The sequence below is a fragment of the Epilithonimonas tenax DSM 16811 genome (genome assembly GCF_000428485.1).
Classification (GTDB): domain Bacteria; phylum Bacteroidota; class Bacteroidia; order Flavobacteriales; family Weeksellaceae; genus Epilithonimonas; species Epilithonimonas tenax.
Genome location: NZ_AUAA01000016.1, coordinates 1 through 22,580, shown reverse-complemented (window position 1 = coordinate 22,580; position 22,580 = coordinate 1). Strand labels below are relative to the sequence as shown.

The 22,580-nt window shown below is 38.7% G+C and carries 22 protein-coding genes; 6 read left to right on the top strand and 16 right to left on the bottom strand.

Annotation, left to right across the window (positions count from 1 at the left end):
• Window positions 1-24 precede the first annotated feature (24 nt).
• Together F564_RS0109570 and dinB are read right to left on the bottom strand one after the other, a co-directional pair.
• Window positions 25-3,093 (bottom strand): DNA polymerase III subunit alpha, encoded by a 3,069-nt coding sequence (locus F564_RS0109570; RefSeq protein WP_028122450.1) that lies wholly within the window; start codon window positions 3,091-3,093, stop codon window positions 25-27.
• Between the two features lie 20 nt (window positions 3,094-3,113).
• Window positions 3,114-4,262: a DNA polymerase IV gene (dinB, locus tag F564_RS0109565; protein ID WP_028122449.1), complete on the bottom strand. Its 1,149-nt coding sequence runs from the start codon at window positions 4,260-4,262 to the stop codon at window positions 3,114-3,116.
• A 61-nt stretch (window positions 4,263-4,323) separates the two neighbouring features.
• Here dinB and F564_RS0109560 point away from each other — a divergent pair, with 61 nt between their 5' ends.
• On the top strand, window positions 4,324-5,100 hold the full coding sequence (locus F564_RS0109560) for an XRE family transcriptional regulator (protein ID WP_028122448.1): 777 nt from the start codon (window positions 4,324-4,326) through the stop codon (window positions 5,098-5,100).
• 23 nt (window positions 5,101-5,123) lie between these two features.
• Window positions 5,124-5,732: an alpha-ketoglutarate-dependent dioxygenase AlkB family protein gene (locus F564_RS0109555; protein WP_034981254.1), complete on the top strand. Its 609-nt coding sequence runs from the start codon at window positions 5,124-5,126 to the stop codon at window positions 5,730-5,732.
• A 275-nt stretch (window positions 5,733-6,007) separates the two neighbouring features.
• Here the strand turns inward: F564_RS0109555 and F564_RS0109545 are convergent, their stop codons facing one another.
• The 6 genes from F564_RS0109545 to F564_RS0109515 all read right to left on the bottom strand — a co-directional run bounded on the left by F564_RS0109545 (window position 6,008) and on the right by F564_RS0109515 (window position 12,283).
• A complete protein-coding gene (locus F564_RS0109545; protein WP_154656843.1) occupies window positions 6,008-7,195 on the bottom strand; it encodes a M28 family peptidase in 1,188 nt (395 codons plus the stop codon).
• A gap of 76 nt (window positions 7,196-7,271) precedes the next feature.
• Window positions 7,272-7,616 carry a 50S ribosomal protein L20 gene (gene rplT / locus F564_RS0109535; protein WP_028122445.1) on the bottom strand — a complete coding sequence of 115 codons (345 nt, stop codon included), beginning with the start codon at window positions 7,614-7,616 and terminating at the stop codon, window positions 7,272-7,274.
• A 125-nt stretch (window positions 7,617-7,741) separates the two neighbouring features.
• The gene (gene rpmI / locus F564_RS0109530; RefSeq protein WP_028122444.1) at window positions 7,742-7,939 is read right to left on the bottom strand and encodes a 50S ribosomal protein L35; all 198 of its coding nucleotides are present in this window, start codon (window positions 7,937-7,939) and stop codon (window positions 7,742-7,744) included.
• A 209-nt stretch (window positions 7,940-8,148) separates the two neighbouring features.
• Window positions 8,149-8,679, bottom strand: coding sequence for a translation initiation factor IF-3 (gene infC, locus F564_RS19050; protein WP_051259629.1), 531 nt, complete (start codon window positions 8,677-8,679; stop codon window positions 8,149-8,151).
• Window positions 8,680-8,747: 68 nt separating this feature from the next.
• Window positions 8,748-10,691, bottom strand: a complete 1,944-nt coding sequence (gene thrS, locus F564_RS0109520; RefSeq protein WP_028122443.1) for a threonine--tRNA ligase — start codon at window positions 10,689-10,691, stop codon at window positions 8,748-8,750.
• A 56-nt stretch (window positions 10,692-10,747) separates the two neighbouring features.
• Window positions 10,748-12,283: a hypothetical protein gene (locus F564_RS0109515; protein ID WP_028122442.1), complete on the bottom strand. Its 1,536-nt coding sequence runs from the start codon at window positions 12,281-12,283 to the stop codon at window positions 10,748-10,750.
• A gap of 149 nt (window positions 12,284-12,432) precedes the next feature.
• On the opposite strand from F564_RS0109515, the gene F564_RS19045 reads away from it, so the two are divergent.
• Genes F564_RS19045 through leuB form a run of 4 tightly spaced genes read left to right on the top strand, consistent with a single transcriptional unit; the run spans window position 12,433 to window position 16,751 of the window.
• Window positions 12,433-13,596: a 2-isopropylmalate synthase gene (locus F564_RS19045; protein WP_076605666.1), complete on the top strand. Its 1,164-nt coding sequence runs from the start codon at window positions 12,433-12,435 to the stop codon at window positions 13,594-13,596.
• 3 nt (window positions 13,597-13,599) lie between these two features.
• On the top strand, window positions 13,600-14,985 hold the full coding sequence (gene leuC, locus F564_RS0109505; protein ID WP_028122441.1) for a 3-isopropylmalate dehydratase large subunit: 1,386 nt from the start codon (window positions 13,600-13,602) through the stop codon (window positions 14,983-14,985).
• A 55-nt stretch (window positions 14,986-15,040) separates the two neighbouring features.
• On the top strand, window positions 15,041-15,646 hold the full coding sequence (gene leuD, locus F564_RS0109500) for a 3-isopropylmalate dehydratase small subunit (RefSeq protein ID WP_028122440.1): 606 nt from the start codon (window positions 15,041-15,043) through the stop codon (window positions 15,644-15,646).
• A complete protein-coding gene (gene leuB / locus F564_RS0109495) occupies window positions 15,630-16,751 on the top strand; it encodes a 3-isopropylmalate dehydrogenase (protein WP_028122439.1) in 1,122 nt (373 codons plus the stop codon). Before leuD ends, leuB begins: the two co-directional genes overlap by 17 nt.
• A 67-nt stretch (window positions 16,752-16,818) precedes the next feature.
• Here leuB and F564_RS0109490 read toward each other — a convergent pair whose 3' ends face one another.
• From F564_RS0109490 to F564_RS0109455, 8 genes are all read right to left on the bottom strand, one after another.
• Entirely contained in the window at window positions 16,819-17,316 is a 498-nt protein-coding gene (locus tag F564_RS0109490; RefSeq protein WP_028122438.1) for a hypothetical protein, read from the bottom strand.
• 400 nt (window positions 17,317-17,716) lie between these two features.
• Window positions 17,717-18,214: a hypothetical protein gene (locus F564_RS0109485; RefSeq protein WP_028122437.1), complete on the bottom strand. Its 498-nt coding sequence runs from the start codon at window positions 18,212-18,214 to the stop codon at window positions 17,717-17,719.
• A gap of 155 nt (window positions 18,215-18,369) precedes the next feature.
• Window positions 18,370-18,549, bottom strand: coding sequence for a hypothetical protein (locus F564_RS0109480; RefSeq protein ID WP_028122436.1), 180 nt, complete (start codon window positions 18,547-18,549; stop codon window positions 18,370-18,372).
• Between the two features lie 11 nt (window positions 18,550-18,560).
• Window positions 18,561-19,172: a DUF4230 domain-containing protein gene (locus F564_RS0109475; RefSeq protein WP_028122435.1), complete on the bottom strand. Its 612-nt coding sequence runs from the start codon at window positions 19,170-19,172 to the stop codon at window positions 18,561-18,563.
• Between the two features lie 111 nt (window positions 19,173-19,283).
• Window positions 19,284-19,829, bottom strand: coding sequence for a TlpA family protein disulfide reductase (locus tag F564_RS0109470; protein ID WP_028122434.1), 546 nt, complete (start codon window positions 19,827-19,829; stop codon window positions 19,284-19,286).
• A 9-nt stretch (window positions 19,830-19,838) separates the two neighbouring features.
• The gene (locus F564_RS0109465; RefSeq protein WP_028122433.1) at window positions 19,839-20,303 is read right to left on the bottom strand and encodes a pyrophosphohydrolase domain-containing protein; all 465 of its coding nucleotides are present in this window, start codon (window positions 20,301-20,303) and stop codon (window positions 19,839-19,841) included.
• A gap of 212 nt (window positions 20,304-20,515) precedes the next feature.
• Window positions 20,516-20,908 carry a DUF1801 domain-containing protein gene (locus tag F564_RS0109460; protein WP_028122432.1) on the bottom strand — a complete coding sequence of 131 codons (393 nt, stop codon included), beginning with the start codon at window positions 20,906-20,908 and terminating at the stop codon, window positions 20,516-20,518.
• A gap of 217 nt (window positions 20,909-21,125) precedes the next feature.
• Complete coding sequence (locus F564_RS0109455) at window positions 21,126-22,265, bottom strand: acyl-CoA dehydrogenase family protein (protein ID WP_028122431.1); 1,140 nt, start codon at window positions 22,263-22,265, stop codon at window positions 21,126-21,128.
• Window positions 22,266-22,580 lie beyond the last annotated feature (315 nt).

Sequence of the window (22,580 nt, the reverse complement as noted above, 5' to 3'; positions counted from 1 at the left end):
ATTGCTTTTGCGATCGTTTTTGTTTTAATTAAACTTCTGTCTTGGCAAATTAATCTCGTGGGGCTGCGGATAAGGTTGCCGGGAAGTCACACTGATGTCTTCTTTGATCTGTTTGTGGATATCATATTGCTTTTCTTTGTCATAAGCATATCGCGGATCTGGGATCATCGGCATCTTTGCCATTTTATTGATTGTGATGGTCGGGAAATGATAATCTACTTCCACCGTTCCCAACAAAAGATAACAGCCGCCACCCTGAAACGGATATTTTTCCAGACTGTCCGGGAAATGGGCCGTATCAAAATAATCACCGTTCACATCAATCCATGTTCCGAAAAACATCGCTCCTTTCTTGGTGGGAACGTGTTTTCTGGAAATCAGATAAGCCAGCATTTTCACTTGCTGTTTATATAATTTTAGTAAATCTTTCACAAAAATATGACCTCGGAATTTGGTTTGTAACAAATCGAACGGACTGCAGGAAACAGGAAATCCTATCATTTCTAATTCATCAAAAGCATCTTCAAACGGCTCTCTTTTTAATGGTGGAAGTTTGAACTCATGAGTTGATTCTTCAAAAAGGGCGTTGTTTCTATTCTCAATTTTAAAATTAATTAATAGTAACCTCGCTTCTACCAAGAGTTCATTCTTTGGTTTCCCCGTAAATCTGAAAGCACCAATGAAAATAAGCGTTTGAATAGTCTCTATCCCAATCGGAATACGTTTGATGAAATTGTCCAATGATTTATAGTCGCCGTTTTTGTCACGTTCTTCTGAAATAAGTTGAGCGATTTTACTGTCGAGTGACTGCAAAACCATAAAACCCAGATAGATTGCTTCTCCTTTCAAGACCGACTGATGATGACTGTTATTCACACAAGGATTTTGGACATCAGCACCAGACATTCTTGCTTCGTGAATGTAAACTTCTGTCCGGTAAAAACCACCTTGATTATTGATGACCGAAACCATAAACTCCAACGGATAATAAACCTTCAAATACAGACTTTGGTAACTTTCCACTGCATACGATGCTGAGTGCGCTTTACAGAAAGAATAGCCTGCAAAAGATTCGATCTGGCGGTAGGCTTCCGCCGTCATTTGATCAGAATGTCCTTGCGCTTTACAAGCGCTAAAAAAATTAAACTTCACTTCTTGTAATTTTTCAATCGACCTTTCTTTCCCGCTCATCGCACGCCGCAAGATGTCCCCGTCTGCCAAAGTAAGTCCGCCAAAATACTGTGCTATTTTGATGACGTCTTCCTGATAAACCATAATGCCGTAAGTTTCCTTCAGATTTTCCTCAAACACTGGATGGAAATATTCAAACTGATCTGGATGGTTGTGGCGGAAAATGTACTCGCGCATCATTCCGCTTTGAGCCACACCTGGTCTGATGATGGATGATGCGGCCACCAAAATTCTGTAATTATCACATTTTAATCTTCTCAAAAGGCCACGCATAGCCGGACTTTCTATATAAAAACAGCCGATTGTTTTGCCAATTGCGAGATATTCATTGCAGACAGATTCATTTTTGGAAATAGAAGTGTCCCGGATGTCAACCTCAATACCTCTGTTTTTTTTAATTAATTCCACTGTGTCATTGATGGTTCCAAGTCCTCGCTGAGAAAGAATGTCAAATTTTTCCAGCCCGATGTCTTCTGCGACATTCATATCAAACTGAACAATGGGAAATCCTTTTGGTGGCATTTCCAAAGCGGTATAGTTGGTAATTGGTTCTTCAGAAATGAGAATGCCGCAGGAGTGCATGCTGCGCTGATTTGGGAATTTCTCCAGCAACTTTCCGTATTTATGAACCTGTTTTACAATCAAGTTTAGGTCGTGATTTTCCATCGATTTGCCAGCCAAATGGTCCAGCTCTTCTTTGGGAAGACCAAAGGCTTTACCCACTTCCCGGAAAATTGATTTGTATTTGAATTCCACATTCGTCCCGCAGAAAGCAACGTGGTCTTTTCCGTATCTGTCAAAAATATATTGGAGAATCGCATCTCTGTTTTGCCAGCTCCAGTCGATATCAAAATCTGGTGGAGATGTTCTGTTAAGATTCAGAAACCGTTCAAAGTAAAGATCCAGTTCTATGGGACAAATATCGGTGATCCCAAGACAATAGCTTACAATACTGTTGGCGCCACTGCCACGGCCAACGTGCATAAAACCCATTCTGTTGCTGTACTGGATAATATCCCAAGTGATGAGAAAATAGGCAGAAAATTGCAGGTCGCCAATCACTTTCAGTTCCGTTTCTATTCTTTTTTTTGCCACTTCGTCGCTTGTAGAATATTTCTTTTTCAGTCCGGAATAGGCAAGCTTCGCCAAAAGTGCCATATCTTCTTGCTGAGAGCCTGTAAAGTATTTTTTGTTCTTATTTTCAGTACTTCCTCGTTCTTTATATGTAAATTCAAAAGTACATAGAGCTAGGATGTTTTTGGTGTTATTAATGATTTCTGGATAACGCTCAAACGATTTTATCAAATTAATTTCTGGTCGGAAATGTTCTGATTTTCTGCAAATCTCATTTTCAGAAAGTTTGGAGATCAAGGTATTTCCGTCAATCGCTCTTAGGATTCTATGAAGATTATATTCCTTTTTCGTGCTGAAAGTGACAGGTTGCAGAACCACCATTTTATGGATTTTATCTTTAAATTCCGATCGGATCAACAGATTAAGTTCCTCTTCACGGATTCCAATGAATTCATTTTCTCTTAAGGTTTCAGGAATATTTTGAATAGGATAAATAACAAATACTTGGTGGTAAGTTGGAGCCGTTTCAGAAAGTTCAACGCCGTCGCAATGATGTGCTGTTAAAATTTTATTCACTTCGCCAATTCCGCTGAATTCCTTCGCGATGGCAAGATAAAGCAATTGGTTTTCTTTTCTCACCTCAATACCGGCAATGGGTTTGATGTCACATTTTTCGCATTCTTTTTTAAAATCATAAATCGCAGTCACCGTATTGATATCCGTCAAAACCAATGCTTTGATTCCCAATTCAGAAGCTTGCTCTACCAGATTTTTAACTGATAAAGTACCATAACGAAGGCTGTGGAAAGAATGACAGTTGAGATACATTTAATTAAAATTTTAAAAAATTATTTGCCGAAATCAAATCCGGAAGCGCGTCCAAGTACGTCTTTCCCGAAACGGTTTTTGAGGTAATCCATCGTTTGGTAAAGGTTCATCTGTTCCTCGGTATCTTCAAAAAGATTCATCTGATGATTGCCGTGAACGAGATCGGTGAAACGCAAACCCACTAGCCTGATGCGCATTCTTCGCGTGTAAACTTTATTGAAAATTTCCAGAGCAACCCTGGACAGCGTATGATCGGCAGACGTATAAGCTATTTTGTGCTGTTTGGTCTCCGTATCGAAATTAGAATATCGGATTTTGATAATGATCGTAGAAGTCAGCCATTTTTCCTGTCTCAGTTGGTAGGCTAATTTTTCTGCCATTCCCGTGATGAGCCTTTTTATTTCTAGGATATCGATAGAGTCTGTTGCGAAAGTCCGTTCTGTGGAGATTGATTTTTTTTCAGAATAGGGGACGACGGGATTTTCATCAATACCATTCGCTTTTTTCCAAAGTTCTTTACCGTTTGCGCCAATCATCTGCTGAAGAACCAAGACGGGCATTTCGGAAAGTGTATGGATCGTTCTGATGCCAATTCTGGAAAGAAGCTGAAAGGTTTTGTCCCCAACCATGGGGATTTTTTTCACGGAAAGAGGATTCAGAAAAGGCTGTATTTCTGTATCGGTGATTTGAAGTTTTCCTTTTGGTTTCGCTTCTCCTGTTCCGATTTTTGAAACGGTTTTGTTATTCGATAAGGCAAAACTGATCGGAAGTCCGGTTTCTTTGGTTACAGAGGCGGCAATTTCCTGGGACCATTGGTAACAGCCAAAAAATTTGTCCATTCCAGACAAGTCAAGATAAAATTCATCAATACTGGCTTTTTCCATCAATGGTACTTTTTCCTGGATTACTTCTGTCACCAGATGAGATAATTTGGAATAAAGTTCATAATCGCCCCTTATCACCTTTGCATCCGGGCAAAGTCTAAGCGCCATTCTTATCGGCATTGCAGAGCGAACGCCAAATTTGCGCGCTTCATACGAGCAGGATGCCACCACGCCACGGTCTCCACCACCTATGATCAAAGGGATTCCTTCAAGTTCTGAATGGTTCAGTCTCTCGCAGGACACAAAAAAGGTGTCCATATCCATATGTACAATTGCTCGATTCACGTGACAAAATTAGTTACGTTTTCAAACAAAATGATTACTTTTGTTGTTACAAATTATAACAATGTCAATTTTTTCAGATAACATCAGGTTTTTAAGAGCTAAAAAAATAACGACTCAGCAAGACTTGGCAGATACATTAATTATTACAAGATCGCGCTATGTTTCTTACGAGGATGGCCGGTCGGAACCTCCGTATGATGTATTGATTAAAATATCCAAGTTCTTCCACATCAGCATCGATCTGCTGCTGACGGTGAATATCAGAAAATATCCTTTGGAAGACATGATGAATCTTCCGGATAACAGGATCGTACTGCCAGTAGTGGTAGACCAATTGGGGAACAACAGCATAGAAATCATTCCGCAGAAAGCATCTATGGGTTATCTGTCTGGGTACAGCGACCCAGAATATATCGAAAGTCTGCAGAGGATCTCATTGCCATTTCTTACCAATGGGAAATACCGGGCTTTCCCTGCGCAGGGAGATTCTATGCCGCCTTTCAAAGATGGCTCCTTCATCATTGGGAAATATGTGGAAGATATTGAGGATTTGAAAGTGAACAGGAGCTACGTTTTCGTCACTCTGAATGATGGGATTTCTTATAAAAGATTTAAAAACAAAAAGAAAAAATCAATCGAGGTTTCTGCAGACAATTCTTTTTATAAACCTTATGAAATTCCGTTGGGCGATATTGTGGAAATCTGGCAATACGCGTCGGGCATTTTTCCTGAGGATTTTGAACCGGACAACTTTGATAATTACCATTTGAAAGATATGTTTCTGGAATTAAGAAAAGATATCCAAGATCTGGATGACAAAGTTTCTAAATTAAAATAAATTTTAAAATATTTAATACCTATATGCAACTCAGTTTATTCGATGCAGGCGATTATTACCAATTTCCGACAGAGCTATTGGATTATACCGAACACTTCTTGTCTGAGGAGAAGGCCACCAGACTTGAAAAAAAATTGATAGAGACTGTTCCTTGGAAACAAAGGACGCAAAAAATATATGATAAAGAAGTTTTGACCCCACGTCTGACGGCTTGGTATGGTGATCATGACAAGTCTTACCATCTGGGAGGCAACGACTTCAGTGTCAATGCTTGGACGCCGGATCTTTTAGGTTTGAAATTTAAAATTCAAAAATTGACGGGGCATCAATTTAATTCTGTATTGCTCAATTTTTATAGAGACGGGAACGATTCTGTAGCCTGGCATCGGGATAAGGAAAGTGAATTGGGAAACCGTCCGGTTATCGCGTCGGTCAGTTTTGGGCAAGTCAGGAATTTTGATTTCCGGAAAATGGATAATCATCAAAACAAATACAGTCTGCCGCTCCAGCACGGCTCACTGCTTGTCATGAAAGGTGATCTGCAGAGGCAATGGGAACATCGGATCGCCAAATCAGGGCAGCAGATGAAACCGCGGATCAATCTTACCTTTCGTCAAATTCGGGAATTATAGATGTTTGTAAAGTGTTATCATTTTTAATTGATTCTTTTTTAAATATAGAGTGGACGCCATCAAAAAAACCAATTGGAAAAATGCCTTGAAAATTTCGTCAAAATTACGCCTTTTAGGGTCGGGAATCATTTTGATAAAATTAAAACCTTCTCTTCGAGTTCCTTGTGGTGAAAATAAGTCGTATGATGAATAAAGGACAATCACAATCCCCTTTAATGAAAATAAAAAAATCCCAAGATCATTCTCAGGATTTATGTTTGGTATGAGGGTTTTACTTACTCAATCATAATTTTTCTAGTGACTTTTTCATGTTCCATCGTTATAGTTCCAAGATAAACGCCAGGTTTTAGATATGAAATGTCAATAGTGTTTGTGTTCTGTTTGGTCATCAATATCTGACTTCCGCTCATGTCTGTTATTTCAAATAGGAAAGTTTTTGAGGCATTATCCATCATTTTTAAATTCAAAATACTATTCGCCGGATTTGGATAGAATTCTACAGATTCCAATATTTTTGAAATTGAAATGTCTTCTACTGCCAGAGCCGTTGTAGAAGCTACCGAAAAATGCTGGATGGCGCCAACTGCAGCTTTGCCCACTTTGTATACATAAACAGGATCCATATTGACATAAAGATCATTTGCTGTGTGGACAAAAGGATTGTTGTAGCCGCCTTCATATTCCCAAAATCCAGTGATGATTTCACCATTTTGCTGAAAAGGGACGTAATCTGTACTTTCTGCCGGATCAAAATCTACACCCAGTGGAGCGTATAATGTGGTGCAGTTTGCCAGTTCCTGCACTGCTAATGCCGCAGCAGCGTTATTAGACGTTGGATTGCTCAGATCTTTGTCACAATAGATTTTAGTATTAGATTTTGTGGCCAATCCACCTACTTGGTCCAGATTCACGACGACTTTGATGTCCATTTTCGGACTGGTGCCGTTTACGATTTGCGAAACATATCTGGAGCTTCCCAGAAGTCCTTGTTCTTCACCGGAAAAATGAATGAACTTGATAGAATAATCTGTTGGGACATCTTTCAGGATACGAGCCAGTTCCAGAATGATGGCGGTGCCGCTTCCATTATCATTGGTTCCCGGTCCATTAATAGAATCGAAATGGCCGCACACGATCACAAATTTATTAGGATAAAGCGTTCCTGTTTTTGTAACAATAAAATTTTTGGAAGAAAAACCACTGCTTGTCCAGGCATGTTCCTGGAAATGAGCAGTGGTATAGCCGAAAGATGTGTATTTGTTCCTGATCCAATTGAAAGCGTTTGTATTTTGAGTTGTTCCGGTTTTTTTGACACCCAAAGCTTCGAACTCCTGAAGATAAGTGTTAACGTTGACTTGGGAAACTTTATTAGCTCTGTCCTGATAGGCCTGGATAAAAGTTTGAGCTTGTGTAAAATGAGCAGTTGCCAAAAAAAGAAATAAACGGATGTATTTTTTTATCATTAATAATAATTTTAGCAAAAATAAAAAAAATCCTGAGGATTCCTCAGGATTTTATATTGATAACAAAGATTTGTAATTATTTTACTTGATCTACAACAGCTTTGAAAGCTTCTGGATGATTCATTGCAAGATCTGCAAGAACTTTTCTGTTTAGCTCGATGTTGTTTTTCTTAAGAGCTCCCATAAACTGAGAGTAAGTCAATCCGTGTTCTCTGGCTCCTGCGTTGATACGCATTACCCAAAGGCTTCTGAAACTTCTTTTTTTCTCTTTTCTACCACGGTAAGCATAAGACATTGCTTTTTCTACCGCATTTTTTGCTACAGTCCAAACGTTCTTTCTTCTACCGAAAAAACCTTTAGCCTTTTTTAAAACTTTTTTTCTACGCGCTCTAGACGCTACAGAATTTACTGATCTTGGCATAATTTAAATTGTTTTTTTGAAAAGGGCGGAATTTTATACTTAAATAATAATTCTCTTAGGTGCACCGTTTCAGGGTTAATTTTTGAATTGTTTAATTCCTATAAACCGAATGAGATTTATAAAAACTATCTTAACGCTAATTGACGTAGTACACTTTTCTTGTCCACTTCTGCAACGTAAGAAGTTTGCGTTAGATTTCTCTTTTGCTTAGTTTCTTTCTTTGTCAAGATGTGGCTTTTGAAAGCACCTTTTCTTTTGATCTTTCCGGTTCCGGTAAGAGCAAAACGCTTTTTAGCACCTGATTTCGTTTTTAATTTTGGCATTGTTTTGCTTTTTATGTTTTGTTATCAATATCTATTTTGTTATTCCTAAATATATCTAAGAATAATAGTTTGCAAAATTACAAAAAAAATCTGAAACTCAGATGGTAAAATTTGTGTTTTGATTTTACGATGGTATGAATAAGAGCATAACACCAAAAAACCTCAAAAATTAATTCGAGGTTTTATATGTAAATGTGAATTGGTCAATGTTATTTAGCCGGCTTCTTAGGGCTCATCATCATAATCATTCTTTTTCCTTCAAGCTTAGGAAGCTGATCTACTTTGCCAACGTGCTCCAGATCCTGGGCAAGTTTCAAAAGAAGGATTTCTCCCTGATCTTTAAAGATGATAGAACGTCCTTTGAAGAAAACATAAGTTTTCAGTTTAGAACCTTCTTCTAAGAATTTTTCTGCGTGCTTTTTCTTGAAGTCATAATCGTGGTCATCGGTCTGAGGCCCAAATCTGATCTCTTTTACAACCACTTTTACCTGCTTCGCTTTTAGCTCTTTGGTTTTCTTCTTTTGCTCGTACAGGAATTTTTTATAATCCAGGATACGAGAAATATAAGGCTCAGCTTTATCAGAAATCACCACAAGATCCAACTCTTGTTCTCTTGCAATTTCTAAAGCTTTTGATAAAGGATAAACTCCCGGTTCTACGTTGTCACCAACAAGACGTACCTCGTTGGCACGAATTTTACCGTTAATTTGATGGAGGTCTTCTTGGACTGGACGTCTCATCGGGCCTCTGCTGTTGTTTCTTTTTAGTGCTATGGTTTTAAATTTTAAAATTAATAATTAGTGTTGGCTTATTGGTTGGCTCCTAAGTCAAATGCTGGTTTTGCTTCTTGTTTAAAGTAGGTGATAAACGCATCTACCGTCATTTCTCCCAAATCACCTTCGCCTCTTCTTCTTACAGAAATCGTACCGTTATTTTCCTCGTTCTCACCTACAATAAGCATAAATGGTAACTTTTTCAATTCGGCATCCCGGATTTTCTTACCCGTTTTCTCGTTTCTGTCGTCAATCAATCCGCAAATATCGTGAATTTCCAATGATTCTGAAACTTTTTTTGCATAATCTGAATATTTTTCGCTGATTGGCAAAATTGTGAACTGTTCCGGACTCAGCCAAAGTGGAAAATCTCCTGCGGTATTCTCAATTAATATCGCAATGAATCGTTCCATAGAACCAAACGGTGCTCTGTGAATCATCACTGGTCTGTGCTTTTCGTTGTCGCTTCCGTTGTACCAAAGGTCGAATCTTTCCGGTAAATTGTAATCTACCTGAATGGTACCCAATTGCCAGCTTCTTCCCAACGCATCTTTTACCATAAAGTCCAGCTTAGGACCGTAGAAAGCCGCTTCACCATATTCGGTTACCGTTTTCAGACCTTTTGCTTTGGCAGCCGTTACAATGGCGTTTTCAGCTTTTTCCCAGTTCTCATCGGAACCGATATATTTGTCTCTGTTTTCTTTATCTCTTAACGAGATTTGAGCTGTAAAATCAGCAAATCCAAGTGATCCGAAAACATATAATACCAAGTCAATTACTTTTTCGAATTCCTGCAACAACTGGTCTGGCGTACAGAAAAGGTGCGCATCATCTTGGGTAAAGCCACGAACTCTCGTCAGGCCGTGCAACTCTCCGGATTGTTCATATCTGTAAACGGTCCCAAATTCCGCATAACGCTTCGGCAAATCTTTGTAAGACCATTGTTGTGCCTTGTAAATCTCGCAGTGGTGCGGACAGTTCATTGGTTTTAATAAAAACTCTTCACCTTCATTAGGCGTTTTGATGGGCTGGAAACTATCTGCGCCATATTTGTCCCAATGTCCAGAAGTGACATACAGTTCTTTCGCTCCAATATGTGGCGAAATCACGAATTCATAACCCTGTTTTTTCTGAGCTTTGGAAAGGAATTCTTCTAATTTTTTTCTAAGAGCAGCACCTTTTGGCAACCAAAGTGGAAGTCCTGCACCCACTTTTTCTGAGAAGGCGAAAATTCCCAATTCTTTCCCGAGTTTTCTGTGGTCTCTTCTTTTGGCTTCCTCCAGTCTTTCAAGATATTCTGTCAGTTCTTTTTGTTTAGGAAAAGAGATTCCGTAAACTCTTGTTAGCTGTGGGTTTTTCTCGTCACCTCGCCAGTAAGCGCCGGCTGCGTTTAATATTTTTACAGCTTTTACGATTCCGGTTGATGGGATGTGTCCACCTCTACAAAGGTCTGTGAAGTTGTCGTGCGTCACGAAAGTGATTTCGCCATCAGGAAGGTTTTCAATCAATTCGGTTTTGAAAGGATTGTCTGCATATTCTTTCAGTGCGTCGGCTTTGGAAACTTCACGAAGGTTGAAAGTCGAATTTTTCTTCGCATTCTCTAAGATTTTCTTTTCCAGTTTTTCGAAGTCTTTTTCAGACAAAGGCTCTCCTCCGAAATCTACATCATAATAGAATCCGTTTGCGATTGCAGGCCCGATTGTCAGCTTGGCTTCCGGATAAAAATCCATAATCGCCTGAGCCAGCAAGTGAGCAGAAGAATGCCAGAATGCTTTTTTCCCCATATCGTCATTCCACGTCAGTAGTTGCACTGTAGAATCCTCCGTTATCGTGGTGTCTACTTCTGTCTGTTTTCCATTTACGACGGCAGAAATGGTGTTTCTTGCCAAACCGTCACTGATACTTAGTGCAACTTGTAGTGGAGTAACTGCTCCTTCATATTCTCTGATGCTGCCATCAGGAAGCGTAATTTTTAGCATTATGACTGAAATTTTTAGGATGCAAAAATAGTGATTTTTTAAAGAAAAAACCGGATTTATTTTAGCTTAACTTTCTCTTTTATAATCTCGATGACATCTACATTTCTGACTTTCGATTTTACCCAGCCGTGGATGTCGATATAGACGAGCGTTCTTTTGTCGTATCTGTTTTTTTCTGATTCCTGAAGATGTTTTTCAAATTCCTCGAAAGTTGAAAGTTGCGCGTTGGCATTTTGGTCATTGATTTTTTTAAAGAAATCAACAATTTTAAAATGCAAATCGCCGGGATTTTTCATCTTTTTCACAAACTTAATTGTGCTTTTCACAAAGTCATCATAATCGTCATCAAAACCAGCTTCAAATTTCGCCATCAGAATCAAAATCCTTGTGTGGAAAAGCAAATCCTCCTGAATATTTCCTTTTGAATTAATGATTTTCAAACCGTATTTAATGGTGTTTTGATATTGTTTACTGCCAAAATACATCGATGCGATTTTCAAGAAAAGGATGAGAAAATGATGTTCATCTATCTTGTCGCGGTGTTTTTCCATTTTTAATTCCAGTTCGGGAATCATCTTTGTGCCACCGAAAAAATCTCCTTTGATGAAATAAAGATTCATTTTGGTGTTATAATAATTAAGGAAAATCAACGATTGCGAATTCTCATTATGAATAAAAGTGTCCGATTTTACAACGCGACTAAACTTCTCAAAACTTTCTTCAATCCTTTTAATGTTGCCATACAGAAACAAAATTTTGAATAGATAAGTATTTCCTTTGATGTACCAGACCGGATGGTTTTTTATCATTTCAGGATTGTTGTGAAACAATTCTACCCATTGATACGCGTATTTCAAGGTGTATTTGTAATCCTGCAAAAGCTGATTTTTCCAGACGTGCGCTTTAAAATACCAAAGTTTCTCTGTGAAATTAAGTTTGTTGAGATCAATTTTTTTGACTTTCTTATCAAACAAATCCAGGATTTTATCTCGGTCTTCGTCATTTTTAATATAACCATGTGTCAGCATTTCACTGTACAATTTCAAAGATAAATTGGAAAGTTGCGTGGCGTAACTATTTTGTTTATTGATTTCAGTCGATTGCAGAATTAATTCATCTGCCCGTCCATCAATACTTCTTGTAATGAATTGGGATTCAATGACTTTTTCAAGTTCAATGATTTCGGAAGCGATGCTTTTTTCGTCTAAATCCAATGCAGATTGTTTGGCTTTATCAAGGATTTTCAAAGCTTGTTTGTATAAACCTTTTTGATAAAGAATCGTTGCAAAATCAAGCTGTTCGCGCAATTGGATTCTGCTGTTTTGAAGACTAGGATTCAGTCTCAGACTGATCAGGATTTGTTTATAAAGGTGCGCTTTGAGATTAGAAAGTTGCTGTTTCGACGATATTTTTTTCTCAAGAATCACCTCCTCGTTATACGCTTTCATTTTGTCCAGTTCAGAAAAAAGCAAAAGAAATTTGGCGTCAACATTAATGCCCAGTCGGTTCACATACAATTTGAATTGTCGCTTTTCTGAGGTCGAAAGTGACTTGATGAGAACAAATAAAAAATCTTTTTGTAATTCTGACATTGTAAATTTAAAATATATAAATCATTGATAACTAATTTGTTGTCAATTATTTTAAAGGAATTGAATATTGTATTTTTTAAAAAGTATCAATCAGATATCATCAATCAAATTCTACTTTTGAATATCAAAATTAGGTAAAAAACTTTATTATGAATCCGGAAAAAATTGAAATTTTTGATACGACGTTGAGAGATGGTGAGCAGGTTCCCGGATGTAAACTCAATACAGAACAAAAAATTATTATAGCCGAGAAACTCGATTTTCTTGGCGTTGATATTATCGAAGCAGGCTTTCCAATTTCCAGTCCAGGTGATTTTCAGTCTGTGCAGGAGATTTCGAAAATCGTAAAATATGCGAAAGTTTGCGGACTGACGAGAGCCAACAAAAAAGATATTGAAGTCGCTGCAGAAGCTTTGAAATATGCAAAAAGACCACGTATTCACACAGGAATTGGAACTTCTGATTCACACATCAGATTCAAATTTAATTCTACAAGAGAGCAGGTTTTGGAACGAGCGATTGAAGCTGTAAAATACGCAAAGAATTTTGTTGATGACGTCGAGTTTTATGCGGAAGATGCAGGAAGAACTGATAATGATTTCCTGGCAAAAGTTTGTGAAGAAGTCATCAAAGCTGGCGCAACTGTTCTTAATATTCCTGATACAACGGGTTATTGTCTGCCGGAAGAATACGGAAGAAAAATTAAATACCTGAGAGAAAACGTTAAAGATATAGATAAAGCTATTTTGTCTTGCCATTGTCACAACGACCTAGGAATGGCAACCGCCAATTCGATCTCAGGAATTATCAACGGCGCCAGACAAATCGAATGCACCATCAACGGGCTTGGTGAACGTGCCGGAAATACGGCGTTGGAAGAAGTGGTGATGATCATCAGACAGCATCCTGAGCTTGATTTTTTCACGGATATCAATTCCAAAATGCTGAGCGAAATGAGTGATCTGGTTTCAGAATTGATGGGAATGCCTGTTCAGCCGAACAAAGCAATCGTGGGTTCTAATGCCTTTGCACACAGTTCCGGGATTCACCAAGATGGTGTCATCAAAAACAGAGAAACCTACGAAATCATAGACCCGAGAGAAGTCGGCATCAATGAATCTTCTATTGTTTTGACCGCAAGAAGTGGACGTTCTGCTCTGGCTTACCGTTTCAAGAATATCGGTTTTGATGTGACAAAAATAGAGTTGGATCTTTTGTATCAGGAGTTTTTGAAAATTGCCGACACCAAAAAAGAAATTAATAATGATGATCTAAGTTTTATGATGAGATCCTTCAACCAAAAAATAGGATAGAAAATGAGCACAAGCAAAACATTATTTGATAAAGTCTGGGATGCTCACGTGGTAGAAACCATTACGGATGGACCGGAAGTGATCTACATAGACAAACATTTGATCCACGAAGTCACCAGTCCACAGGCTTTTGCGGAATTGGAAGCAAGAGGTTTGGAAGTTTTTCGTCCAAATCAAATTGTCGCAACTGCTGACCACAACGTTCCAACTTTGGGACAGGAATTGCCAATCAGAGATCAATTATCCAGAACACAGGTGCAGCAATTGACAGAAAATTGCAAAAAACATAACATTGAGTTGTACGGACTTGGTCATCAATATCAAGGCATCATCCACATCATTGCACCAGAGTTGGGAATTACGCAACCCGGGATGAGCATTGTCTGTGGTGACAGTCATACATCTACGCACGGCGCATTTGGTGCCATTGCTTTTGGAATTGGGACAAGTCAGGTGGCGCAGGTTTTTGCGAGCCAATGTTTGTTGATGAACAAACCAAAATCGATGCGGGTCTCTGTAAACGGGAAACTCAATAAAGATGTTCAGCCGAAAGACGTGATTCTTTATATTATTTCGAAAGTCGGAACGGATTCTGGAACGGGATATTTCTGTGAATATGCAGGCAATATCTTTGAAGAAATGTCTATGGAAGGCCGAATGACGGTTTGCAATATGAGCATCGAAATGGGAGCGCGTGGTGGGATGATGGCGCCGGACAAAACTACTTTTGACTATGTAAAAGACAAAACCTTTGCACCAAAAGGAGATGAATGGACGGAGAAAGTCGAATATTGGAAAACGTTGAAATCCGATTCTGATGCCATTTTTGACAAAGAATTTGAATTCTCCGCAGAAGATATCCATCCGATGATAACTTACGGAACCAATCCCGGAATGGGAATTTCCATAGATTCTAAAATCCCCACAACCCAAAACGAATCTGAAGAAAAAGCCCTGAAATATATGGGACTGAGTGCAGGACAATCTGCCTCAGACATCAAAATAAATTACGTGTTCATCGGAAGTTGCACCAATGCAAGGATTGAGGATTTCCGCTCTGCTGCAACTTATGTCAAAGGAAAACAAAAAGCGGCCAATATTGTGGCTTGGCTGGTTCCAGGCTCGCAAAAAGTAGCCGAACAAATCTATGAGGAAGGATTGGATAAAGTCTTTAATGATGCAGGTTTTCAAATCCGTCAACCGGGATGTTCTGCCTGTCTGGCAATGAATGATGACAAAATCCCCGAAGGTGAATATTGCGTTTCCACGTCCAACAGAAACTTCGAAGGCCGACAAGGTCAAGGTGCAAGAACGCTTTTAGCAAGTCCGTTAACCGCCGCCAAAGTGGCTGTGGAAGGCCGAATTCCTGCTTTTGATAATTTGAATTAATTATAATATGGAATTTGAAACATTGAATTTTAAATCTTGAACATTGAACTAAAGTATGCAAAAATTAGTTTTAATAAAATCTCAGGCCGTTCCGTTGCCGAGTAAAAATATAGATACAGACCAGATCATTCCGGCGCGTTTCCTCAAAAGTATCAGCAAAGAAGGTTTTGGCGAGAATCTTTTCAGAGACTGGCGGTATCTTGTTCACACCAATGAACCAAATCCAGATTTTGTTCTGAATCATCCTCAATATTGCGGTGAAATTCTGGTGGCAGGAAACAATTTCGGATGTGGTAGCAGCAGGGAACACGCCGCTTGGGCATTGACGGATTACGGTTTCAAGGTGGTGGTGTCCAGTTATTTTGCAGATATTTTTAAAGGCAATGCGCTTAATAATGGATTGCTTCCAGTGAAAGTTTCAGAAGCTTATCTTCAGGATTTAATGGAAACCATTACGCACAATCCTGATACTCAAGTAACAGTGGATGTAGAAAAACAGACGATTTCGTACCATGATAAAACAGAAAGTTTTGGACTGGATTCTTACAAAAAAATATGTCTGATAAACGGTTATGACGATATTGATTTTTTAACGAGTAAAAAAGAAGCCATTCAGAAATTTGAACAAAAAACACAAAAAATATATGAGCAAGAGTTATAAAATAGCAGTGTTGCCGGGTGACGGCATCGGTCCGGAAGTGACCCATGAAAGTGTAAAAATTCTGAAGGTCATCGGTGAGGCTTTTCAATACAATTTCCAATTCGATTATGGCTTGATGGGCGCAGAAGCGATCTATCAGACAGGAAATCCTTTGCCAGACGCCACTTTGGAATTGTGCAGAAATGCTAACGCGGTCTTGTTTGGCGCCATTGGTGACCCGGCATTTGACAACAATCCAGATGCGAAAGTGCGTCCAGAACAAGGTTTATTGAAACTGAGAAAAGAATTGGGATTGTTCGCCAACATCAGACCTGTCAAAACCTATCCTTCGCTCCTGAAAAAAAGTCCACTTAAAAAAGAGATTGTACAAGGCACCGATATTCAGATCTACCGCGAGTTGATCAGCGGTATCTATTTCGGAGAGAAATTCACGGAGGAAAACGGTGATTATGCTTACGATGTCTGCAGATATGCCAAAGAGGAAATTGTAAGAATTGCACATCTGGCGTTTCAGGATGCACAGAAAAGAAAAAAGAAACTCACCTTGGTAGATAAAGCCAATGTGTTGGACACCTCCAGACTCTGGCGCAAGAGCGTGAAAGAAATTGCTTGGGAATATCCTGATGTTGCTTTGGATTTTATGTTCGTAGATAATGCCGCAATGCAGATGATCCTGAATCCAAAACAGTTTGATGTGATCCTTACAGAAAATATGTTCGGCGATATTATTTCTGATGAAGCCAGTGTGATTGGCGGTTCTATCGGTTTGTTGCCTTCCGCATCAATTGGGGATGGGCAAGCTTTATTCGAACCTATTCATGGGTCGTATCCTCAAGCAAAGGGCAAAGGAATTGCCAATCCCATTGCTTCTGTCCTAAGTGCAGCGATGATGCTGGATTATCTGAAGCTGGATCAGGCGGCCAACAAACTGAGAGAAAGTGTAGAAAATGCCATCGAAAGCCGCTACGTCACCATAGATCTGAATGCTGATATTCATTATTCCACAAGTGAAGTGGGGGATTTTATGGCAGATTATATTCGGTTTTCCGAGCGGTCTTATTACAATCACGAGAATGTTCAGTTAGGGAAATCGACCATTGTGTAATAAAAAATAAGGGCCGAAAATTTTCGGCTCTTATCACCTATGTAAAATTAAATTAAAAACGGTGGGCTTAGTCTTTATTTCCTAAAGAATCCATCTCATCTACCATTCCTTCTGTGCTGGTTTTAGGCGCTTTTCTGTCCGCTGTAAAGTAGAGGTCGTTCTTTGCTTTGGCAATGATCCTCGCTTTTTTGGTTTCAGAAATTGGATATTCGTGATTGGTAGAAGGGTATTTTTCTGAAAGGTAATCTCTTGTTTTCTCCTCCACATCTATGGCGCCATTCTCGTCCAGGATTGTTTTGGCTGCGTTAGCATCTGCTTCTGTTTCTGCATAGACTGTGATCGTGTTGCTGTTGATGCTGGCGTATTCGTATCTGTCTTTTTCTACCGCATCTCTGTCAAAAAGCCAGTCAAAGAAACTTTCTTTTTTATCTGTTTCCACTTTTTCCAAAGCTTCGATTTCTGAATTGGCCAGAGAATATTCATACAATCCAGCTTCTTCCAGTTTTGTAATGACATCTCTGCTTTCTGTTTCGTTTGGGAATATCCCGATAATCGTGTAAGACATAATCCTATTTTTTTGGGTGGTTAAACTTATTTCCCTTACCCAAACAAAAATGATGACACAATCTATTGTAGGACAAAATTTTAACAGTATTTAAGATTTGGGCGCCTTGATCCGCCTTCCACTCCCAATCTTTTTGCCATCGCTTTACCAGCCGCAAAAAAGGATTTCCGTTCAAGTCGGGGCGCGCTTCGCCAGGTTGAACTTTTCGGTACAGAAAAAACCTTCCGGTTTCAGCCGAAAGGTTTCCATCGTGTTAATTTTAAAAGTTTGTTATAGCACTTGGGTGATGCAGCCCGGCCTGAACGGAACTCCTTTTTTTGCGGGATCAAAATTCGATCTTATTCACAAAGCGTGTGCAAAAAAAGAGTGGGAGTGGAGGACGGAAATAGCTGCCCAAAAATTATTTGAACTTGGTAAATACCAATGCGTCTATTTCTTCGGCTTTTCGGTTTTCGTGAACGTGGTGCGGTTTTCGGTTGTTGGTGAAAAACAGATTGTTTTTGGCTTTTGCAATGATCTTTGCATTTTTGCTCTCAGAAATAACATTCTCGTGATTGGCAAAGTTTTCAGTCATATAATCCTGAGTCTTTTCTTCTACATTCACGGCGCCATTGTTGTCCAGGATATCTTTCACGATGTGCGCATCCTGCTCTGTGTGCAGATGGACGGTGATCGTGTTGTGATCGATACTTGCGTATTCAAAACGGGCTTTGTCGATATGATTGTCATCAAATAACCAATTCCAAAAACCATTTTTCTTCTCAATGTCTACATTTTGCACAGTCTCTAGATGAGAATGAGAAAGATTATAGTCATTGTAACCAGCATTTTCCAATTTTAAAAGGACCTTGTCAGCCTCTAGCTGAGTGGGAAAAAGCCCTACAACAATATAAGACATAGCTGTAATGTTTTGATGAGACGGAATTAAAAGAACACTTGCGAAGCGGATTTTACAGAACCTGATTCGCTATATTAAATGTATGTTAATTTTTCCAAACAAACAAGCCTTTCAGAATAAACTGAAAGGCTTGTTGAATTTTTCGCAAAGAACATTTACTTTTTCGTGTTGTCGGTCTTTCCGTCTTTGTTGACTTCAAAGCTTTTATCGATGTCTTTTTTACTGATGTTTGGTGGATTCTTTTTGTCGGAAGAAGCGGGCATATCGCGAAAATCTTCTGTCTGTTTTTGCTGTTCGGAAGCGTTGGCGTTTTCTTGTTTTTTATCTGGTTCCATAACGATTGATTTTATAATTCGGTGGCGGGAAAAGTATTGGTCTTATCCTCTATGGAATAATGCAATGCCTTTGCCAAAACGAATATATCATTCAGATTATCTTTTAATTGTTTTTTGCTTTGTTCTTTTAAACGGTTTTGATTCACGCTTTTCGCCATATTTTTCTTGGCAGAGTCCATCACACCGTTAATGTCTTTCTGAGTGAATCTGTTGATTGCGTAATCATCCATAAAATGGATTTTCACATCAGGAAAAATCTTGATTTCTGGCTGAGGCAATTCCTTGATGATGACTTTTTTATTCACAGTATCAACATCAATTTTCATTTGTTTCAAATCATAGGAAACCTGAGCTTTTGCCGTTGTGTAAAGGACCATTTCGCGTGGCAGAATATCAAATCCGGCAATATTGGCTGCTGAACTTTTGTGCGTCTGGAAACTGGAGAAATCCTGTTCCAAAACCACCATCTTATTCATTTTCTGAATTTGATTGGTGATGAGGTAATAATCCTGATTGATGAGCGCTGCATCTTCTTTTTTGTTGCAGCTTCTCCACGATAGAAAGACGAAAACGGTAAGAATGATTCCGAAAATAAAAGAAAGTAGGCCTGTGAATTTTGTCATTGATTTTGAATTTGTCAGCAATGTTTAAAATTATTAAATGTACTTCGAATAGCTGAGTGTGACCTATTTAAAACCATACGTTTTGTCAGTCTGAAGCTCGCGAAGACTATTTTATTTAAACAAACCTGAGTTGTTATCTTTTTTCAGAATGTTAAGCAAATCCTTCTCCAAAAATCCGGTTTCCGGCATTTCTGTGATTCTTCCGATTTCTTTACCGTACTTTTTCACGATGACCGTAGGCACTCTGGTGATGTTGTAAAGGCCTTCTTCGCCGGCAGGCGATTCCTTTTTGCGGTTAACGGCGATGATTTGCATTTTCTCAGTATTGTATTTCAGGGTTTCCAGGATCTTGATCAGTCTTGGAAATTCTCTGTGGCTGTCTTCGCACCAGCTTCCGACGAAAACGACCAATGTGTAGGTGTTCAGTTTTTCTTTCTTCAATTCTGCCAAACTTGGCTGGTCAATCTGGTAGCGGTTGTATTCTTCATCAAACCAGGTATTGTAAGGTTCTTTTCGGAATTGGTCAAGCGACTGCGTTCCCAAAAGCATTTTGCCGTCGTTCTTGGATTCTACTTCACGGTTCACGATGATGCGTTCTGCACAAGAGCTGACAAGCATCAAAGACATCAAACCAAATAATATTGTAATTTTTTTCATCTTGAGTTTTTATTTTAAAAGTGAAGCCAGATCGGCAGCGGAGTAGTATTTGTTTTTCAAAACCTTGTTGTCTGCAACGCGGTGAACATTGTATTTGTCGCCAGATTTTTCGTAGTAAGCATCGGTTCCTTTGGCTTTATAGAACTCTACCGTTTCCTGAGCCTGGACTTCATTATCACAAGCTTTGGACATATTGGAACGCTGAACTTCATTGAACAATTCTACAAATTGCTCTCCCAATCCAAACTCCAGAACAGCACCGCTCAAAACGTACTGAAGGTCGCAAAGTGCATCCGCAACTTCTACCAAATCGTGGTCTTCAATCGCTTTTTTCAGTTCGTCCAATTCTTCTTGTAAAAGGCTAACTCTCAGCTCAGCACGTTCTTTTGCTGGGATCTGAGGTGTGTCCAGAATTGGGGCGTTGAAGGTTTTGTGAAATTCGGCAACTTGGTTCAGGCTATCTAACTTTTCCATATATTTTCTAAAATTTTAACAAATATAAAAAATGCCATCCTTAAAGACAGCATTTATAAAATTAAAATGTTTTTTGAGTAGTAATTATAGTTTTCAAAAAGTCAGAATCAAGTTGAAAAAAGGCTTCGACTCCGCTCAGCCTGACATCGCTTACGATTAATTTTTTAATATTAGAATTGTCATCCTGAGCGGAGTCGAAGGATTTATTAAAATTACTTCAAACGTTCCAAAACCCCTTTCCTCTTCACAATATTTTTATAATCCCATTGGATTTCCTTGGATTTTTCCAGCCAACGTTTCAAATCGTCTTTATCAATCTCATTCAAATCATTATAAAAAATTGAAGCATCCTGAAATTTCTCACCTTCCACATTCAGCTTTTCTTCATTGAAAGATTTTCCGCTCCAGAACATTAATCTAATTCCTCGTTTTTGCTTGCTGTAGCCAACAATCGGATTTCCATCGAGAAACCAAACCGGATGTGCGTGCCAGATGTTGTTCTCAGCTTGCGGAAGATGTTTGCAGATTTCTTCGGAAAGAATATTTGCAATTTTTTCATCTTCAGATTCTAATTTATGATTGTATGAAATGATGTTTGGATTCATTGGATATAATTTAAAAACCCTTTCAAAGTTATTAATTTTGAAAGGGCTGGATATTTTAATTATTATAGTATGTTTAAAAAAAAGTATTTATTTATAATTGATTTTTGTTTGCCCCAACCCTAAAGGGAGCAAAACTAAATTTTAAATTCCATCAAAATTACTCCCTTTAGGGTTGGGGGAATAATTTTGATAGAATTTAAAACAAGTTTGTAATAACTTAAGAAGTAATGTCTCTTCCAATCACCAATCTTTGGATTTCAGAAGTTCCTTCGCCAATCGTACACAATTTAGAATCTCTGTAGAATTTTTCCGCTGGGAAATCTTTGGTATAACCGTAACCTCCGAAGATTTGTAATGCATTATTGGAAATTCTAACGCATGCTTCGGATGCGAATAGTTTTGCCATAGCACCTTCTCGGGTCATTTTCTGTTTTGCATTTTTAAGGTCAGACGCTCTTCTGATCAGTAGTTCCGAGGCGTCAATTTCTGTCGCCATATCAGCCAACATAAAGTTAACCGCCTGGAAACCCGAAATAGCTTTTCCGAATTGATGTCTCTCTTGAGCATATTTTAGCGCCGCTTTGTAAGCGCCTCTTGCGATTCCCAAACTCAATGCTGCAATAGAAATACGGCCACCATCCAGGATTTTCATCGCCTGTTTGAAACCGCTTCCCACTTCGCCTAATCTGTGAGAATCCGGAACGCGAACGCTGTCCATGATCAGTTCTGCAGTTTCTGAGGCGCGCATTCCCAGTTTGTTTTCTTTTTTACCAGAAGAGAATCCAGCCATTCCTTTTTCCAGAACAAAAGCTGTCGAATTATTTTTTGCACCCACTTCTCCAGTTCTTGTCATGACCACTGCAATGTCTCCAGAGATGGCGTGCGTGATAAAGTTTTTTGCACCGCTGATGATCCAATCGTCGCCATCTTTGACAGCTGTTGTGGACATTCCGCCAGAATCTGAACCTGTGTTATGCTCCGTGAGTCCCCACGCGCCGATTACCTTTCCTGAAGCTAACTGGGGAATCCATCTTTGTCTTTGCTCCTCGTTCCCGAATTCGTAAATGTGATTGGTGCATAGTGAATTATGAGCAGCCAATGACAATCCGATGGACGGATCTACTTGTGAGATTTCATCTAAAATAGTTACATATTCCTGATAACCAAGACCCGAACCGCCATATTCTTCAGGGATTACGATTCCCATAAAACCCAATTCTCCCAATTGGTGGAAGAGTTCTTTTGGGAAAGTCTGGCTCTCATCCCAATCCATAATGTTGGGGCGAATATTTTTTTCGGCAAAATCTTTTGCCGTTTCAGCTATCATTTTTAAGTTGTCCATTGTGGCAGTTTCCATATTTTTTATCTTTGTGCCCAAATATAGAAAAATTAGCATAAGGATAAATAATTTTTAGAGCCTGTTTAAAAATTAAATTAGAAAAATTTGTAAGGAGTGGATCTGTAAAAAAATAATTTAAAAAATTGATTGTCAGTTGTTTATGTAGATTATTTTTCGTAACTTGTTGGTAACTAATCAATTAAGCTACGGTGAAAAATTACTCTACAAACATTTCTGACAATCAATGGCAATTTATAAAAAAGACTTTAAACTTCAATAACAGAAAACGAAAATATGATTTAAGAACCATTTGGGATGCCATTATGTATTTAG

Coding starts and splice junctions, on each gene's coding strand:
- F564_RS0109545 (WP_154656843.1), bottom strand. CDS start 7,195: ATGATAAAAAAATACATCCGTTTATTTCTTTTTTTGGCAACTGCTCAT.
- thrS (WP_028122443.1), bottom strand. CDS start 10,691: ATGCTAAAAATTACGCTTCCTGATGGCAGCATCAGAGAATATGAAGGA.
- F564_RS0109470 (WP_028122434.1), bottom strand. CDS start 19,829: ATGAAAAAAATTACAATATTATTTGGTTTGATGTCTTTGATGCTTGTC.
- F564_RS0109555 (WP_034981254.1), top strand. CDS start 5,124: ATGCAACTCAGTTTATTCGATGCAGGCGATTATTACCAATTTCCGACA.
- F564_RS0109455 (WP_028122431.1), bottom strand. CDS start 22,265: ATGGAAACTGCCACAATGGACAACTTAAAAATGATAGCTGAAACGGCA.
- leuC (WP_028122441.1), top strand. CDS start 13,600: ATGAGCACAAGCAAAACATTATTTGATAAAGTCTGGGATGCTCACGTG.
- F564_RS0109465 (WP_028122433.1), bottom strand. CDS start 20,303: ATGGAAAAGTTAGATAGCCTGAACCAAGTTGCCGAATTTCACAAAACC.
- F564_RS0109570 (WP_028122450.1), bottom strand. CDS start 3,093: ATGTATCTCAACTGTCATTCTTTCCACAGCCTTCGTTATGGTACTTTA.
- F564_RS0109560 (WP_028122448.1), top strand. CDS start 4,324: ATGTCAATTTTTTCAGATAACATCAGGTTTTTAAGAGCTAAAAAAATA.
- rplT (WP_028122445.1), bottom strand. CDS start 7,616: ATGCCAAGATCAGTAAATTCTGTAGCGTCTAGAGCGCGTAGAAAAAAA.
- leuD (WP_028122440.1), top strand. CDS start 15,041: ATGCAAAAATTAGTTTTAATAAAATCTCAGGCCGTTCCGTTGCCGAGT.
- F564_RS0109460 (WP_028122432.1), bottom strand. CDS start 20,908: ATGAATCCAAACATCATTTCATACAATCATAAATTAGAATCTGAAGAT.
- F564_RS0109490 (WP_028122438.1), bottom strand. CDS start 17,316: ATGTCTTACACGATTATCGGGATATTCCCAAACGAAACAGAAAGCAGA.
- F564_RS0109480 (WP_028122436.1), bottom strand. CDS start 18,549: ATGGAACCAGATAAAAAACAAGAAAACGCCAACGCTTCCGAACAGCAA.
- F564_RS0109515 (WP_028122442.1), bottom strand. CDS start 12,283: ATGTCAGAATTACAAAAAGATTTTTTATTTGTTCTCATCAAGTCACTT.
- leuB (WP_028122439.1), top strand. CDS start 15,630: ATGAGCAAGAGTTATAAAATAGCAGTGTTGCCGGGTGACGGCATCGGT.
- F564_RS19045 (WP_076605666.1), top strand. CDS start 12,433: ATGAATCCGGAAAAAATTGAAATTTTTGATACGACGTTGAGAGATGGT.
- infC (WP_051259629.1), bottom strand. CDS start 8,679: ATGAGACGTCCAGTCCAAGAAGACCTCCATCAAATTAACGGTAAAATT.
- F564_RS0109475 (WP_028122435.1), bottom strand. CDS start 19,172: ATGACAAAATTCACAGGCCTACTTTCTTTTATTTTCGGAATCATTCTT.
- rpmI (WP_028122444.1), bottom strand. CDS start 7,939: ATGCCAAAATTAAAAACGAAATCAGGTGCTAAAAAGCGTTTTGCTCTT.
- F564_RS0109485 (WP_028122437.1), bottom strand. CDS start 18,214: ATGTCTTATATTGTTGTAGGGCTTTTTCCCACTCAGCTAGAGGCTGAC.